The sequence below is a fragment of the Pseudomonas vranovensis genome (genome assembly GCF_040438935.1).
Classification (GTDB): Bacteria; Pseudomonadota; Gammaproteobacteria; order Pseudomonadales; family Pseudomonadaceae; genus Aquipseudomonas; species Aquipseudomonas vranovensis.
In genome coordinates, this window is sequence record NZ_CP159259.1 from 3274909 (window position 1) to 3289726 (window position 14818).

Here is a 14818-nt window from a genome sequence, read left to right on the forward strand (position 1 = left end):
AAGCCTGCAATCTGTAGCCGCTGCCGAGGAACGAGGCCGCAATCGACTGCGCAGCAGTCGCGCTCCTATCACCACGAAAGATCAGGAATCGCGGCGCAGGTCCGGCGGGATCGGCAGGTCCTTGAGCGGCTCCGGCGGCTTGCCCTTGCCCGCCCGGTACTGGCGGATCTGGTAGACATAGGCCAGCACCTGGGCCACCGCCAGGTACAAGCCGGCAGGGATTTCCTGCTCAAGTTCGGTGGAGTAGTAGATCGAACGCGCCAGCGCCGGCGATTCGAGCAACTGGATGTTGTACTCCTGGCCGATCTCGCGAATCTTCAGGGCCAGGAAATCCGTGCCCTTGGCCAGTAACAGTGGCGCTGCGCCCTTCTCCGGGTCGTATTTGAGCGCCACGGCGTAGTGGGTCGGGTTGGTAATGATCACGTCCGCCTCAGGCACCGCCGCCATCATCCGGCGCTGCGACATCTCGCGCTGCAACTGGCGAATACGCTGTTTTACTTCAGGCTTGCCCTCGCTGTCCTTGTACTCGTCGCGCACTTCCTGCTTGGTCATCTTCAGTTTCTTCAGCGACTGCCACAATTGGAACGGCGCATCCACCGCGGCGATCAGCAACAGCCCCGCTGCCATCCACAGGGCACTCCAGCCCACCACCTGCACGCTGTGGATAATCGCCTGCTCGATGGGCTCATTGGCGATGGACAACAGGTCGTCACGATCAGAGGCCAGCACCACCACCGCCACGATCAGAATCACGAAGAACTTGGCCAGGGCCTTGAGCAGCTCGACCAGGGCATGCATGGAGAACATCCGCTTGATGCCGGCCAGCGGGTTCATGCGACTGAACTTGGGCGCCAGGGTGCCGCCGGCAAACAGCCAGCCACCCAGCGAGATAGGGCCGATGATCGCCGCCAGCAGCAACACCAGCAGCACCGGCTGGGTGGCCAGCAAGGCCATTTTCCCCGAGGCCATCAGGAAGATGCCCATCGAGCGCTCATCGATCAGCACCTCCCGCGAGAGACTGAAATTGATCCGCATGAGCTCCATCAGGGTTTCCGCCAGGCCTGCGCCAAACGCCAACAGACCACCCGCGCCTGCCAGGGTCACGGCTACGGTGTTGAGTTCCTTGGAACGGGCGATCTCACCTTTCTCGCGCGAGTCCTTCTTGCGTTTCTCGGTGGGGTCTTCTGTCTTGTCCTGACCGCTTTCGCTCTCTGCCATGCTCAGCGCGCCCGTGCCAGTTCACGCAGCCACTGCAAAGCTTCGCTGGCCAGCGCCTGGTAGTGAGGAAGTACGTCGGCCAGGCCGACCCAGAAAATACCCATGCCCATGACCAGGGTCAGCGGGAAACCGATGGAGAAAATGTTCAACTGCGGCGCGGCACGGGTCATGACGCCGAAGGCGATGTTGACCACCAGCAAGGCGGTGATCACCGGCAGCACCAGCAGCAAGGCCGCGCCAAATACCCAACCCAGGCGCCCTGCCAGGTCCCAGAAGTGATTGACCAGCAAACCACCACCGATGGGCAACGTGGTGAAGCTCTCGGTCAGCACTTCGAACACCACCAGGTGGCCGTTCATGGCCAGGAAAAGCAGGGTCACCAGCATGGTCAGGAACTGGCTGATCACCGCCACGTTGACGCCGTTGGCCGGGTCGACCATGGAGGCAAAGCCCATGCCCATCTGGATCGCGACAATCTGCCCGGCCACCACGAACACCTGGAACAGCAACTGCAACGACATGCCCAGCAACGCGCCGATGATCACCTGCTCGGCAACCAGCAACAGCGCGCTGAGGTCCAGGGCGTGTACCTCAGGCAACGGCGGCAAGGCGGGAACGATAACGACCGTGATGGCCACGGCGAAGTACAGGCGAATCCGCGCCGACACCAAGGTGGTGCCGAACACCGGCATGGTCATCAGCACGGCGGCCACGCGAAACAACGGCAGGATGAAACTGGCCACCCAGGTGCCGATCTGCGTGTCGGTCAGCTCCAGCATGCCCGGCTCAACCGATCAGCTGCGGGATGCTGCCGTATAGCGACAGCATGTATTCCATGAACTTCTGCACCAGCCACGGCCCGGCCACGATCAAGGTGATCAGCATGACCAACAGGCGCGGCAGGAAGCTCAGGGTCTGTTCGTTGATCTGGGTGGCGGCCTGGAACATCGCCACGATCAGGCCAACCAGCAGGCTCGGCACTACCAGCACGGCGACCATCAGGGTGGTCAGCCAGAGCGCATCGCGAAACAGGTCGACGGCGACTTCAGGGGTCATGGGCTACTTCTCCTAGAGGCGTCAGACGCCACCGAAACTGCCGGCCAGCGTGCCCATGATCAAGGCCCAGCCGTCCACCAGCACAAACAGCATGATCTTGAACGGCAGGGAGATGATCAGCGGCGACAGCATCATCATGCCCATGGCCATCAGCACACTGGCCACCACCAGGTCGATGATCAGGAAGGGAATGAAGATCATGAAACCGATCTGGAACGCAGTCTTGAGCTCGGAGGTGACAAAGGCCGGTACCAGGATGGTCAGCGGCGCCTGGTCGGGGCTGGCGATGTCGGTGCGCTTGGACAGGCGCATGAACAGGTCCAGGTCGCTCTGGCGCGTCTGCGCGAGCATGAAGTCCTTGAGTGGCACCTGGGCCTTGGCGATCGCTTCCTGGGCCACCATCTGCTCGTTGAGGTAGGGCTGCAGGGCGTCCTTGTTCACGCGGTCGAATACCGGCGCCATGATGAACAGGGTCAGGAACAGCGCCATGCCCGTGAGAATCTGGTTCGACGGCGTCTGCTGCAGGCCCAGGGCCTGACGCAGGATAGAAAAGACAATGATGATGCGGGTGAAGCTGGTCATCAGAATGACGAATGCTGGAATGAAGCTCAGCGCCGTCATGATCAGCAGGATCTGCAGGCTTACCGAGTATTCCTGCTGCCCGTCGGCACCGCTGGACAGGGTGATCGCCGGAATCGACAACGGATCGGCAGCCAACGCCAGGGGCGCCGCCAGCATCAGCGCAAGGGTCAATACAATACGCCAGGCACCCATTACGACTTGTCCTTCTGATCCTTGCCCATCAATTCCAGCAGGCGCTGGGCGAATTCGGGGGTGGCCGGGCGGGCGGAGGCCGGCACTGCTACCGGCTCCTTGAGTACGTGCAATGCCTCGATGGAACCCGGGGTGTGGCCCAGCAGGATCTGCTCGTTGCCCACCTGCACCAGCACCAGGCGGTCGCGCGGCCCCAGCGAGCGGCTGCCGAGCACCTCGATGACCTGCTGGCTGCCCGGCGCGGCGTTCTGCACCCGGCGCAACAGCCAGGCCAGCAGCAGGATCAACCCCACCACCAGCAACAACCCCAGCACCAGCTGTGCCAACTGGCCGACGACACTGCCACCGCCCGCCGTGGCCGCAGCCGCCGCCGGTGGCTGCACCGCCAGGCTGACGTTCAGGTATAAACCCGCCCCCAGGGCCAGCGCGGCCCGCATCACGGCCTTCACTCAGCGCAGCTTCTTGATGCGTTCGCTTGGGCTGATCACGTCAGTCAAGCGAATACCGAACTTTTCGTTGACCACCACCACTTCGCCATGGGCGATCAGCGTGCCGTTGACCAGTACATCGAGCGGCTCACCGGCCAGGCGGTCGAGCTCGATCACCGAGCCCTGGTTGAGCTGCAGCAGGTTACGGATATTGATCTCGGTGCTGCCCACTTCCATGGAGATGCTCACCGGAATGTCCAGGATCACATCCAGGTTCGGGCCTTCCAGGCTCACCGGCTCGTTGCTGCGCGGCGAGCTGCCGAATTCTTCCATGGGCAGGCGGTTGGAACCCGAGCCGCTGCTGGCGCTGTCGGCGGCCAGCAAGGCATCGATATCGGCCTGGCCGGCGTCGCCGGTTTCTTCAAGGGCCGCAGCCCACTCATCGGCCAGGGCCTGGTCCTCCGCGGAGGTGATGTCGTTTTCGTTAGCCATTTTGTCCTCGACGGGCAATCAATTCGGAGTTTGAAACATAGGCGCCGCTCAGCGGCGCTCGATCGGATCGATGATCTGCAGGGCCAGGGTGCCCTTGTGCGAACCCAGCTTGGCCTTGAACGACGGCACGCCGTTGGCCCGCAACACCAGTTCGTCGGGAAGTTCGACCGGAATCACGTCACCGGGCTGCATGTGCAGGATGTCGCGCAGTTTGAGCTGACGCCGGGCGACCGTGGCGCTGAGCGGCACGCTGACGTCCAGCACGTCTTCACGCAGGGCCTTGATCCAGCGTTCGTCCTGGTCATCCAGGTCGGACTGGAAGCCCGCGTCGAGCATTTCGCGCACCGGTTCGATCATCGAGTACGGCATGGTCACGTGCAGGTCGCCGCCACCGCCGTCGAGCTCGATGTGGAAGGTCGACACCACCACCGCCTCGCTCGGGCCGACAATGTTGGCCATGGCCGGGTTGACCTCCGAGTTCATGTACTCGAAGTTCACCGGCATGATCGCCTGCCAGGCCTCCTTGAGGTCGACGAAGGCCTGGTCGAGCACCATGCGCACCACGCGCAGTTCGGTCGGGGTGAACTCGCGGCCCTCGATCTTGGCGTGACGTCCGTCACCACCAAAGAAGTTGTCCACCAGCTTGAACACCAGCTTGGCGTCGAGGATGAACAACGAAGTGCCACGCAGCGGCTTGATTTTCACCAGGTTCAGGCTGGTCGGCACGTACAGCGAATGCACGTACTCGCCGAACTTCATCACCTGCACGCCACCCACCGCCACGTCGGCGGAGCGACGCAGCAGGTTGAACATGCTGATGCGGGTGTAACGGGCAAAACGCTCGTTGATCATCTCCAGGGTCGGCATCCGTCCGCGGACGATGCGATCCTGGCTGGTCAGGTCATAACTTTTGACGCTACCCGGTTCAGCGTTGGTCTCGGTTTGCACCAAGCCATCGTCGACGCCATGCAACAAGGCATCGATTTCATCCTGGGACAGCAGGTCCTGCACGGCCATCGGGGGCTCCTACTGCAATACGAAATTGGTGAACAGCAGCTGGTCCACGACCGGCTTGCCGACTTCTTTCTGCGCCACTTCCTGAACGCTGACGGTCGCCTTCTGGCGTAGCATTTCCTGGCCCACGGGGCTGGCCAGGGTGTCGAATCCCTGGCCTGAGAACAGCATCACCAGGTTGTTGCGGATGACCGGCATATGCACCTTGAGCGCATCCAGGGCCGCCTGATCGCGGCCCTGCAGAGTGATGCTCACCTGCATGTAGCGCTGGCGACCGTTCTGGTTGAAGTTGACCACGAAGGCTGGCGTCAATGGCTCGTAGATCGCTGCTGGCTTGAGATTGCCGGCTAGCGCGGGATCGGCTTGCGGCTCGCTCTGGCTCTTGTTCAGGAAGAACCAGGTGGCCCCCACCGACAGCCCGACGGCCAGCAGCAATGCCAGCACCAGCAGCAGGATCAGCTTGAGTTTGCCTTTTGCGGCGGGGTCTTTCTCTGCGTCGCTCTTCGCCATGCCAATATTCCGTCATTCATCGGAGAATTCAGTCACATGGCGTGGGTTGAGCAAGTGTTATGCCAACTGACTGTAGGTTTCAGGCGTAGTAGTCGACGGCGCTCGAGCCGATGACCACTTGCTGCTCGACCGGCGCGGTCGCCGCGGCGACTTCACCCGCCTCATTACGCCGCGCCGCCACGCCACTCAGGCGCGGCGAGTCAGGATTGCCCTGCTGCTGCTCTCCACGGGACTGATCGGCGACATTGACGTCCGGTTGCCCCAAGCCTTGCTGGGCGAACATCTCTTTGAGCCGATGCACCTGGTTTTCCAGGGCCTCACGCACCCCCACATGACCACTGGTAAAGGTGATCTGCGCCTGCTGCTCGGGCGCCAGGTGTACGCGGATATCCAGGCGCCCCAACTCGGCGGGCTCAAGCTGGATATCGGCAGATTTGAGGCTTTGGCTGGAGAGGTACATGACGCGGTTGACCAGCCCTTCGGTCCAGCCGCCCTGGTTCATCGCCAAGGGTTGGTGCAATGGCGCAGGCGCTACGGTAGGGTTGGCGGGCTTTGCCGTGGCGGCCTGGCTCAGGGCGCTCAAGCGTTCGGCGAAGTTATCCACACGGGTATCGCTGGCAGAGCTCTTGAGGTCTTTGAGGCCGTCATCGAGCAGCGCAGAAAAGGCCTTGTCGCCGGGCTCGCCCTGCTCGGCATCGGCGCCCGCCTCGTCCACCAGCGCCGCCAGGGCATTGGCGACCGGCTGCGCGGAAGCATCGGCCTGCGTCGCCTTGCCTGCGGCATGGGCCGAGGTGGTGCCCTGGGCCTGGGCGCTCTGCTCAAGGGCCATGCGCAAGGCTGGCATGTCCGCCAGCGGATCGGCGTCAGGGTCGAAAGGCAGCGCTTCACCTGCCTCGGGCGCCACACCCACCTGGGCCTGCAACTGTGCCGCCTGCACGACCGGCGCCACCGCCTCGGCCTGAGCCTGGATCAACTGCGACCCGGGCTGGGCATCGGTTACCTGGCCGGCGACGAGCTTGGGGTCGAGCGCGGTCGGATCGACGCCAGACGCCGCGTCTTCGACAGCATCGTCCTTGTCTTCAGGCAAATTCTTGCCGCTGTCGGCAACTGCCTGCTTGTCCTTGCCGCTGGCGGCAGTGGCCTGCTCCGGGCTGCGGGACTGCTGCGCATAGACCTTGGAGAAGCCTTGCGACTTGTCTTTGGCGTTCTGCAACAACGCGTCCGGCTGGCTGGCCGCAGCCCGCGTCGGCTTGGCCGCGACACCGGGCTGGAGCAAAGGGTTGGAAGCAACAGGCATGTAAGCGTCTCCGCTGCAGGGCATCTTAAACGTTCAATGGCGAAGGTACAGCAAAAGTCGCGCCAGCTTTGCCTGCAGGCAATCAACCGATCAAAACACGCTGGTGTTCATCGCTGTACAACTGGCGAACCAGCGTGTACTCGCGGTCGATCTGGTTGATCAGGTCTTCGATCCCATACAAGGGCTGTTGTTTGACACGCTCTTCCAGTTGCCTGCACAACTCGGCCAGGGCCAGCGCCCCCATGTTGCTGCTACTGCCCTTGAAGCTGTGTGCGGCATGCCCAAGCTCGGTTGCATTCTTGGCCTCATGCAATTGGCTAAGGCGTTTCTCGGAGTCGTCGAGAAAGGTTTCCAGCAAATGCAGGTAGCCATCGTCCATGACCTCCTGCAGGTCGCTGAGTACCTTGCGATCGATGTGGTTATCAGTCACTTGCTCACTCCTTGATCAAGTTGGATTATGCCAGAGCGTCCCAGGTGAACTCCACGCATGCGCGGCACCCCTGGTCAGTCCATTCGGCATGCCAGCTGCAGCCGGCGAATCAGGTTCAGCCCTCGCCCGCTCAAGCCCTGCTCGATAAGCGGTCGTGCCAGCACGCTGGTTACGTTGAAACCCTTGCCGCTATCGTCCACTTCAATGATCAGACGCCCGCCCGGGCCCCGAGGTTCAACCCGCAGGCCTACTCGAATATAGCCCGCACTCAGAGCCTGCAAGCGCTCACTGCGCTGGCGGTAGTACTCGGCAAAGCCGGCGGCATCTCGCTTGAGCCCTGAATCGAGGCCCAGCACCCCATGCTCCAGGGCGTTGGAATACAACTCGCTCAACACACTGTGCAACGCCCCGCTCTGGGCCCGCATACCGTGTACTTCCTGCAGTAACTGCAACAGGTAGGGCAGCGGGTTGAAGCGCTTGAGCGTCTGGGCGCGAAACTCGAACTGCAGCGACCAATCCAGCGGTGCGCTCTGGCCGCTGTCAGAATAGATCAAAGGTGGCGGCGACAACGCCTCGGGCTCCACCATGCTGATTTCCAGCAGGCTGACGTCGTCACGGGAGCGCCCGCGAAAGGAGTCCAGCGCATGCAGCACTTCCTCGAACAGCAAGGCAGGCTGGCGATTGTCGACGAGCACCCGGCGCAGGCGCTCTACCCCGAATAGCTGGCCCTGATCGTCACTGGTGTCGACTACCCCATCCGACAGCAAGAACAACCGCTCGCCCAGGCCCAGCGGCAGCACCTGGGTCGAATCATCGAAGCGCTCCGGCGCCAACACGCCCAACGGCAAGTGCCGGGACACCAGCGCCAAGGGCTCACCACCGGCGGCCGGCAGCAGATAGCCATCCGGCATGCCGCCATTCCACACCTCGACCACACGCCGCTGAAAACTCAAGTTGAGCAGTACTGCGCAACAGAACATATCCACGGGCAGGATGCGCTTGAGCTTGGCATTCATCTCGCGCAGGGTTTCAGCCAGGCCATAGCCCTTGGCCGTCATGCCGTAGAACACTTCTGCCAGCGGCATGGCACCGACCGCTGCCGGCAAGCCGTGACCGGTGAAGTCCCCCAGCAGCACATGCATATCCCCGGACGGAGTGAAGGCCGCCAGCAACAGGTCACCGTTGAACAAGGCGTAGGGTGACTGCAAATAGCGGATATTGGGCGCGCTCAAGCAGCCGGCATGGGCCACTTTGTCGAACACCGCCTTGGCCACGCGCTGTTCGTTGAGCAGATGATGATGGTGACGGGTGATCTGGTCGCGCTGCTCCAGCACCGTCGCCTGCAAGCGGCGCAGGCGGTCCATTGCCTTAATTTTGGCGCCCAGGATCACAGGGCAGTAGGGCTTGGCCAGAAAATCGTCGCCACCGGCCTCCAGGCAGCGCACCAACGCTTCATCTTCACTCAGCGACGTCAGGAAGATGATCGGCACCAGCGTTTCGCCTGCCAGGGCCTTGATCCGCCGCGCCGCTTCAAAACCATCCATCACCGGCATCAACGCATCGAGCAGCACCACCTGCGGACGCTGCTCGGCAAACAGCGCCACGGCTTGCTCGCCATTTTCGGCAGTGAGCACCGCATGTCCCTGCTTGCTGACGATGCGCGCCAGCAGCAGGCGATCGGCCGCCCCATCCTCGGCAATGAGCACGGTCAGGGTCGAGTCAGGCATGGCCTGGATCAACTGATGTCGAACAGCTTGTCGAAATTGGAGATGGCGAGAATCTTGCGCACATCGGAACTGGTATTGACCACCTGGACCTCCGACTCATCGCCTCCCACGTGATCGCGCAGCATCAACAGCATGCCCAGCGCCGAACTGTCGAGGTAGGTCGCCTCTTTCAGGTCGACCACCACTGAATCCGGCCGTACCGGCTTGCGCTCATAGGCCTCGCGAAATTCCTGGTGCTTGCCAAAGTCAAAGCGGCCTTTGACTTTGATCGTCAGTTTTTTCCCATCCTGGGAGACCACGGTTTCAACGGCCATGTAGGCGATTCCTTCGAAGACGACGATGACAGACAACTAGAAGGTGTAGCAGCCCCGCTCCGGCGGGGCAACTCTTGCCCCCAGGCCCGGATCAGTAGCGATCGTGGCGGGGCAGGCGCTGGGACAGTTCGTCGAGCAGCTTCTGCTCGCGCTTGTCCTCGACCAGGCGGGCTTCGTCGATGTAGCGCTGCACCAGCTTGCGCAGGCCTTCGACCCGGGCATAGGCCTGTTGCCAGGTGCCACGGGCATTGGTGAGGTTGTTCTGGTGCCAGGCCAGACTCTGGCGCTGCTGGGTCATGGCGCTTTCCAACTGGCCGAGAAAGCGCTGGTAGTTCACCAGCCAACTGCCTGAGACCCCCTGGCCACCGCGGTTGATCCATTGCAGTTGATAGTCTTCGCGAAAGCGGTCGAGTTCGGCAAGCTTGGCCTGGGCCAGGCTCACCTGCTGCTGGAACTGGCCCAGGCGCTGGGCGGCCTGGCGCTCGGCGTTCTCGGCCATCTCCACCACCGGCGCCAGGCGCGCGGCACGACCAGGCTGGGCCATGGCCTATCAGCCCCCCGCGCCGGGATTGGGCTGGGCAAAGACGCTTTCCAGATGCTCGCGGCTTTGCTCCAGGCTGACATTGTCGTGCAGCCCCTGGCGCAGGTAATGCACCAACTTCGGCTGCAAGGCGATGGCCAGGTCCGTCTCGGCATCGCCACCGGCCACGTAGGCACCGACGCTGATCAGATCACGGCTCTGGGACAGCCTCGACCACAGCTGCTTGAACTGCTGAGCCTGGCCCATCTGCGCCGGGCTGACCACCTGGGGCATGACCCGGCTGATCGAGGCTTCGATATCGATGGCCGGGTAGTGCCCTTCTTCGGCCAGGCGCCGGGACAGCACGATGTGGCCGTCGAGCACCCCCCGGGCCGAATCGGCAATCGGGTCCTGCTGGTCGTCCCCCTCGGACAACACGGTATAGAACGCAGTGATCGAGCCGCCACCGGCCTCGCCGTTACCGGCACGCTCCACCAGCTTGGGCAACTTGGCAAATACCGAAGGCGGATAACCCTTGGTGGCAGGCGGCTCACCGATGGCCAGGGCGATTTCCCGCTGAGCCTGAGCGAAACGGGTCAGCGAATCCATGAGCAGCAGGACGTTCTTGCCTTTGTCGCGAAAGTACTCGGCAATACGGGTGCAGTACATCGCCGCCCGCAAGCGCATCAGCGGCGCATCGTCGGCTGGCGAGGCCACCACCACCGAACGTTTCAGGCCCTCGGCGCCCAGGATGTGCTCGATGAATTCCTTCACCTCACGGCCCCGCTCACCGATCAGGCCGACCACGATGATGTCGGCCTCAGTGAAGCGGGTCATCATGCCCAGCAGCACACTCTTGCCCACGCCGGTACCGGCGAACAGGCCCAGGCGCTGGCCGCGGCCCACCGTCAACAGGCCGTTGATACTGCGGATACCGACGTCCAGCGGTTGACTGATCGGGTCACGGTTGAGCGGGTTGATGGTCGGGCCATCCATCGGCACCCAGTCTTCGGCCTTCATCCCGCCCTTGCCATCGAGCGCGCGTCCGGCACCATCGAGCACCCGTCCGAGCATGCTCATGCCCATGGGCAGGCGGCCGTTGTCGGCCAGCGGCACAACGCGTGCGCCCGGCGCGATGCCGGCGACGCTGCCGACTGGCATCAGGAACACCTTGCCGCCGGAAAAACCCATCACTTCGGCTTCAACCTGCACCGGGTGGTAGCTGTCGTCGTTAATCACCACGCATCGGCTGCCGACAGCTGCACGCAGGCCTTCGGCTTCCAGGGTCAGGCCGACCATGCGCAGCAGACGGCCTTCGACCACTGGCTGTACAGGCAACTTGATGGTGTCGGCGTAGGTACCCAGGCGCTTGCCGAAGCTGGTGCGGTCAAGGCGCATCAGCGCTGCCCAGGTCTACCTGCAGGTCGGGCGCTGCAGGATGCAGGCCCTGGTCGTGCAACTGGTCGAACAGTTGCGCCAGGGCTTTTTCGATTCGGGTTTCCATGCTCGCGTCGATGCGACTCTGGTCGGTTTCGATACGACAACCGCCGGGCAGCAGCGTGTCGTCTTCGAGCAGTTTCCAGCGCTCTTCATGACGCTCGCGCAGCGCCTTGACCAAGGCGAAGTCCTGCGGGTTGATATGGATGCGTATGTTGTCCGCACCCATGGGCAGCAACTTCAAGGCTTCACGCAGTACCTGGATGATCTGGCTGGAATCGCTGCGCAGCTCGCGACCAATGACTTCACGGGCCATGTGCGCGACCAGGTGTACCAGGGATTTCTCGATCTGGTTGTCCTGTTCGGCGATCGGCTCAAGCAGGTTGTTCATCAAGCATTCAAGGCTCGACACCTTGGCAGCCAGGGCTGTTTCAGCCTCCTGGCGGACCTTGAGCTGGGTGCTGTGGAACCCTTCGCGCTCGCCGGTGGCGAAGCCTTCGTTGTAGGCCTCCTGGCGGATGCTTTCGAGCTCTTCGAGGGTCAGCGGCTGGACTTCTTCCAGCGGCACTTCCTCGACCTCTTCCTGAACGACTTCAGGTTCTGGCTCGGGCTCAGGCTCGGGTTCCGGGTCGAAACTGGGCAGCGCCCAGCGATCGAAACCTTCGACGTCGTTGGCGCGAATCAGCTCACTCAGATGCTCGTTGGTTGACATGATTGCACGCACTCATTCTGATCGCGGGGCAAGCCCGCTCCCACATTGCAGGGTGGGAGCGGGCTTGCCCCGCGAAAAATCGCTTAGATCATCTCTTCGCCGCCCTTGCCACCGAGCACGATCTCTCCGGCTTCGGCCATACGGCGGGCGATGGTGAGGATTTCCTTCTGCGCCGCCTCGACGTCGCTGACCCGCACCGGCCCCTTGGCCTCCAGGTCGTCGCGCAACAGTTCCGAGGCCCGCTTGGACATGTTCTTGAAGATCTTGTCCTTGACCTTCTCGTCGGCGCCCTTGAGCGACACCACCAGCACATCCGAAGACACTTCGCGCAACAGCGCCTGGATGCCGCGGTCGTCGACGTCGGCCAGGTTGTTGAACACGAACATCAAGTCTTCGATCTGCTCGGAGAGGTCGCCGTCGATGTCGCGGATCGCGTCCATCAGCTGGCCTTCCACCGAACTGTCGAGGAAGTTCATGATATCGGCAGCGCGCTTGATGCCACCCAGGTTGGTACGCGCGGCATTGGAGTTGCCGGAGAACTGCTTCTCGAGGATCTGGTTGAGTTCCTTGAGCGCCGCCGGTTGCACGGTATTCAACGACGACACGCGCAGGATGATGTCCAGGCGCACCTTGTGGTCGAAGTTGCCCAGTACCTCGCCGGCCTGGTCCGGGTCCAGGTAGGCCACCACGATGGCCTGGATCTGCGGGTGCTCGAAGCGGATGACATCGGCCACGGCACGCGGCTCCATCCACTTGAGGCTGTCCAGGCCGCTGGTGTTGCCACCGAGCAGGATGCGGTCGATCAGGCCGTTGGCCTTGTCCTCGCCCAGGGCCTGGGTGAGCATCTTGCGGATATAACCGTCGGAGCCGACGCCCAGGCTGGTCTGGTCGCCGACGATCTCGACGAACTCGCTCATCACCTGCTCGACCTGCTCGCGATGGACGTTGCCCATCTGCGCCATGGCCACGCCGACCCGCTGCACTTCCTTGGGGCCCATGTGCCGCAGCACCTGGGCAGCGTCGGTCTCACCCAGGGACAACAGCAGGATCGCTGCCTTGTCGACCCGGGACAGTTTGGCGGTAAGGGCTCGGTTATCACTCATCGGCATTGATCCACTCTTTCACGACCTGGGCCACGCGACCCGGGTCTTCGGCCACCAGGCTCTTGATTGCGTTGAGCTGTGCGTCGTAACCCTCGCTCGGGCTCGGCAGCAGAATGCTTTGCGGACCACCCAGGCTGACGCGGTCGTTGGCCAGCTCGCCATCCAGACCGAGCATACCGCCCAGTTCCATGTCGCCATCGGCCGCGGCGGGTTGCTTGCCGTGGCCGGTGATGTTGTTGAGTACCGGGCGCAGCACGCCAAACACCAGTACCAGGATGAACAACACACCCATCACTTGCTTGATGATGTCCCAGAACCAGGGCTGGGAATAGAACGGAATCTCGGCGATTACCTCGCCACGGTCGGCGGCGAACGGCACGTTGATTACGCTGACACTGTCGCCACGGCTGGCGTCGAAGCCCACCGCGTCCTGCACCAGGCGGGTGAAGCGCGCCAGGTCTTCGGCAGCCCAGGGGGCACGGGTGCTGTTGCCGGTAGCCGGATCGACCTTGAGCTGGTCGTCGACCACCACTGCCACCGACAGGCGGTTCAGGCGCCCCTGCTGCTGGCGGACGTGGCTGATGGAGCGGTCAAGTTCGAAGTTCTTGGTCGACTGCTGGCGCTTGTCGGCCGGGTACGGAGCGAGCATCGGCTGACCGGTGGCCGGGTCCATGATCTGTTGGCCGTTGGCATCGAGCAGCGGCTGGCCGGGCTGCACGGCAGCGGTTGCAGCAGCGGCACCGCCGGTGGTCTGCGGCGCGGTGGCAGGGCCTGGCGGCTGGTTGCTCAGGGCACCGGGCACGCCTTGCGGGCCCATGCTGCTGGAGCGTTGTTCATTGACCGACTGCTCGCTGCGCAGCGCCGGCTGATCAGGGTTGAACTGCTCGGAAGTGGACTCGACGGCGCTGAAGTCGACATCAGCCGACACTTCGGCCTTGTAGCGGTCGTTGCCCAGCACCGGCTGCAGAATGTTGTGTACACGCTGAGTGAGCATGCCTTCCATGCGGCGACTGTAGTCGAACTGCTTGCCAGCCATGGTCAGCTCGGAGTTGTGTACCTGGTCGGAGAGCAGGTTGCCCTTCTGGTCGACCACGGTCACGTCAGACTTGCCGAGCTCCGGCACGCTGGTCGCCACCAGGTTGACGATGGCCATCACCTGGCCCGCCTCCAGGGCGCGGCCCGGATACAGCTCGACCAGTACCGAGGCGCTCGGCTTGCGCTCATCGCGCACGAACACCGAGCTTTTCGGAATCGCCAGGTGTACCCGTGCAGCCTTGACGTTGTTCAGGCTCGACACTGTGCGCGCCAGCTCACCCTCAAGGCCGCGGCGGTAACGAGTGGCTTCCATGAACTGGCTGGTGCCCAGCCCTTGTTCTTTATCGAGGATTTCAAAGCCGACATTGCCATCGCCCGGTGCCACGCCGGCAGCGGCAAGTTTCAGGCGCGCGCGGGAAATGTCTTCGGACTTGACCAGCAAGGCGCCGGAATTGGGTTCGACGGTGTAAGGAATATCAGCGGCGGCCAGGGTTTCCATGACCTGCTTGGTGTCCATGCCGGCCAGGCTGCCGTACAACGGCCGGTAGTCGGGCTGCTGCGACCAGAGCACCACGGCAAAGCCGATCGCCACGCTCGCCGCCAGGCCCACCAGCAGGCCCACCTGGCGCAGCATCGGCATCTGCGAGATGTTCTCAAGGAACGACATGCCGAACAGCGGCGGCTTGGACGCGGCTGCGCTGCCTTTGGCGGGCATGTTATCGACGACTGCTTCGGCCATGACTCAATCTCG

The 14818-nt window shown here is 63.0% G+C and carries 16 protein-coding genes and 1 pseudogene; all 17 read right to left on the reverse strand.

Annotated elements, in window-relative coordinates; translation table 11 throughout:
• Window positions 1–81 precede the first annotated feature (81 nt).
• The gene (gene flhB / locus ABVN19_RS15230; protein ID WP_105641582.1) at window positions 82–1218 is read right to left on the reverse strand and encodes a flagellar biosynthesis protein FlhB; all 1137 of its coding nucleotides are present in this window, start codon (window positions 1216–1218) and stop codon (window positions 82–84) included.
• A gap of 2 nt (window positions 1219–1220) precedes the next feature.
• The gene (fliR, locus tag ABVN19_RS15235; RefSeq protein ID WP_105641583.1) at window positions 1221–1997 is read right to left on the reverse strand and encodes a flagellar biosynthetic protein FliR; all 777 of its coding nucleotides are present in this window, start codon (window positions 1995–1997) and stop codon (window positions 1221–1223) included.
• Window positions 1998–2004: 7 nt separating this feature from the next.
• Window positions 2005–2274 carry a flagellar biosynthesis protein FliQ gene (gene fliQ / locus ABVN19_RS15240; protein ID WP_028945481.1) on the reverse strand — a complete coding sequence of 90 codons (270 nt, stop codon included), beginning with the start codon at window positions 2272–2274 and terminating at the stop codon, window positions 2005–2007.
• 21 nt (window positions 2275–2295) lie between these two features.
• Window positions 2296–3048 (reverse strand): flagellar type III secretion system pore protein FliP, encoded by a 753-nt coding sequence (fliP, locus tag ABVN19_RS15245; RefSeq protein ID WP_028945482.1) that lies wholly within the window; start codon window positions 3046–3048, stop codon window positions 2296–2298.
• Window positions 3048–3497 carry a flagellar biosynthetic protein FliO gene (fliO, locus tag ABVN19_RS15250; RefSeq protein ID WP_028945483.1) on the reverse strand — a complete coding sequence of 150 codons (450 nt, stop codon included), beginning with the start codon at window positions 3495–3497 and terminating at the stop codon, window positions 3048–3050. The genes fliP and fliO overlap by 1 nt, the downstream gene beginning before the upstream one ends.
• A complete protein-coding gene (gene fliN, locus ABVN19_RS15255; protein ID WP_028945484.1) occupies window positions 3498–3968 on the reverse strand; it encodes a flagellar motor switch protein FliN in 471 nt (156 codons plus the stop codon).
• A gap of 48 nt (window positions 3969–4016) precedes the next feature.
• On the reverse strand, window positions 4017–4985 hold the full coding sequence (gene fliM, locus ABVN19_RS15260; protein ID WP_028945485.1) for a flagellar motor switch protein FliM: 969 nt from the start codon (window positions 4983–4985) through the stop codon (window positions 4017–4019).
• Window positions 4986–4994: 9 nt separating this feature from the next.
• Window positions 4995–5492 carry a flagellar basal body-associated protein FliL gene (fliL, locus tag ABVN19_RS15265; RefSeq protein WP_028945486.1) on the reverse strand — a complete coding sequence of 166 codons (498 nt, stop codon included), beginning with the start codon at window positions 5490–5492 and terminating at the stop codon, window positions 4995–4997.
• A 79-nt stretch (window positions 5493–5571) separates the two neighbouring features.
• Window positions 5572–6789, reverse strand: a complete 1218-nt coding sequence (locus tag ABVN19_RS15270) for a flagellar hook-length control protein FliK (protein WP_105641584.1) — start codon at window positions 6787–6789, stop codon at window positions 5572–5574.
• An 82-nt stretch (window positions 6790–6871) separates the two neighbouring features.
• The gene (locus ABVN19_RS15275; protein WP_105641585.1) at window positions 6872–7219 is read right to left on the reverse strand and encodes an Hpt domain-containing protein; all 348 of its coding nucleotides are present in this window, start codon (window positions 7217–7219) and stop codon (window positions 6872–6874) included.
• Window positions 7220–7244: 25 nt separating this feature from the next.
• Window positions 7245–8946, reverse strand: a pseudogene (locus tag ABVN19_RS15280) (SpoIIE family protein phosphatase).
• 8 nt (window positions 8947–8954) lie between these two features.
• The gene (locus tag ABVN19_RS15285; RefSeq protein ID WP_028945490.1) at window positions 8955–9260 is read right to left on the reverse strand and encodes an STAS domain-containing protein; all 306 of its coding nucleotides are present in this window, start codon (window positions 9258–9260) and stop codon (window positions 8955–8957) included.
• A 91-nt stretch (window positions 9261–9351) separates the two neighbouring features.
• Window positions 9352–9804, reverse strand: coding sequence for a flagellar export protein FliJ (gene fliJ / locus ABVN19_RS15290; RefSeq protein WP_028945491.1), 453 nt, complete (start codon window positions 9802–9804; stop codon window positions 9352–9354).
• Window positions 9805–9810: 6 nt separating this feature from the next.
• On the reverse strand, window positions 9811–11178 hold the full coding sequence (gene fliI / locus ABVN19_RS15295) for a flagellar protein export ATPase FliI (RefSeq protein ID WP_105641587.1): 1368 nt from the start codon (window positions 11176–11178) through the stop codon (window positions 9811–9813).
• Window positions 11168–11929, reverse strand: coding sequence for a flagellar assembly protein FliH (gene fliH / locus ABVN19_RS15300; protein WP_105641588.1), 762 nt, complete (start codon window positions 11927–11929; stop codon window positions 11168–11170). The genes fliI and fliH overlap by 11 nt, the downstream gene beginning before the upstream one ends.
• 83 nt (window positions 11930–12012) lie before the next feature.
• Window positions 12013–13032 carry a flagellar motor switch protein FliG gene (gene fliG, locus ABVN19_RS15305; protein WP_028945494.1) on the reverse strand — a complete coding sequence of 340 codons (1020 nt, stop codon included), beginning with the start codon at window positions 13030–13032 and terminating at the stop codon, window positions 12013–12015.
• Window positions 13025–14806, reverse strand: coding sequence for a flagellar basal-body MS-ring/collar protein FliF (gene fliF / locus ABVN19_RS15310; RefSeq protein WP_028945495.1), 1782 nt, complete (start codon window positions 14804–14806; stop codon window positions 13025–13027). Before fliF ends, fliG begins: the two co-directional genes overlap by 8 nt.
• Window positions 14807–14818: the final 12 nt, after the last annotated feature.

Bases quoted from the DNA above. Each gene is read 5' to 3' on its own strand.
- fliQ (WP_028945481.1), bottom strand. From the start codon at position 2,274: ATGACCCCTGAAGTCGCCGTCGACCTGTTTCGCGATGCGCTCTGGCTG.
- fliH (WP_105641588.1), bottom strand. From the start codon at position 11,929: ATGTCAACCAACGAGCATCTGAGTGAGCTGATTCGCGCCAACGACGTC.
- flhB (WP_105641582.1), bottom strand. From the start codon at position 1,218: ATGGCAGAGAGCGAAAGCGGTCAGGACAAGACAGAAGACCCCACCGAG.
- fliJ (WP_028945491.1), bottom strand. From the start codon at position 9,804: ATGGCCCAGCCTGGTCGTGCCGCGCGCCTGGCGCCGGTGGTGGAGATG.
- fliG (WP_028945494.1), bottom strand. From the start codon at position 13,032: ATGAGTGATAACCGAGCCCTTACCGCCAAACTGTCCCGGGTCGACAAG.
- ABVN19_RS15270 (WP_105641584.1), bottom strand. From the start codon at position 6,789: ATGCCTGTTGCTTCCAACCCTTTGCTCCAGCCCGGTGTCGCGGCCAAG.
- fliI (WP_105641587.1), bottom strand. From the start codon at position 11,178: ATGCGCCTTGACCGCACCAGCTTCGGCAAGCGCCTGGGTACCTACGCC.
- ABVN19_RS15285 (WP_028945490.1), bottom strand. From the start codon at position 9,260: ATGGCCGTTGAAACCGTGGTCTCCCAGGATGGGAAAAAACTGACGATC.
- fliR (WP_105641583.1), bottom strand. From the start codon at position 1,997: ATGCTGGAGCTGACCGACACGCAGATCGGCACCTGGGTGGCCAGTTTC.
- fliF (WP_028945495.1), bottom strand. From the start codon at position 14,806: ATGGCCGAAGCAGTCGTCGATAACATGCCCGCCAAAGGCAGCGCAGCC.
- fliP (WP_028945482.1), bottom strand. From the start codon at position 3,048: ATGGGTGCCTGGCGTATTGTATTGACCCTTGCGCTGATGCTGGCGGCG.
- fliL (WP_028945486.1), bottom strand. From the start codon at position 5,492: ATGGCGAAGAGCGACGCAGAGAAAGACCCCGCCGCAAAAGGCAAACTC.
- fliN (WP_028945484.1), bottom strand. From the start codon at position 3,968: ATGGCTAACGAAAACGACATCACCTCCGCGGAGGACCAGGCCCTGGCC.
- fliM (WP_028945485.1), bottom strand. From the start codon at position 4,985: ATGGCCGTGCAGGACCTGCTGTCCCAGGATGAAATCGATGCCTTGTTG.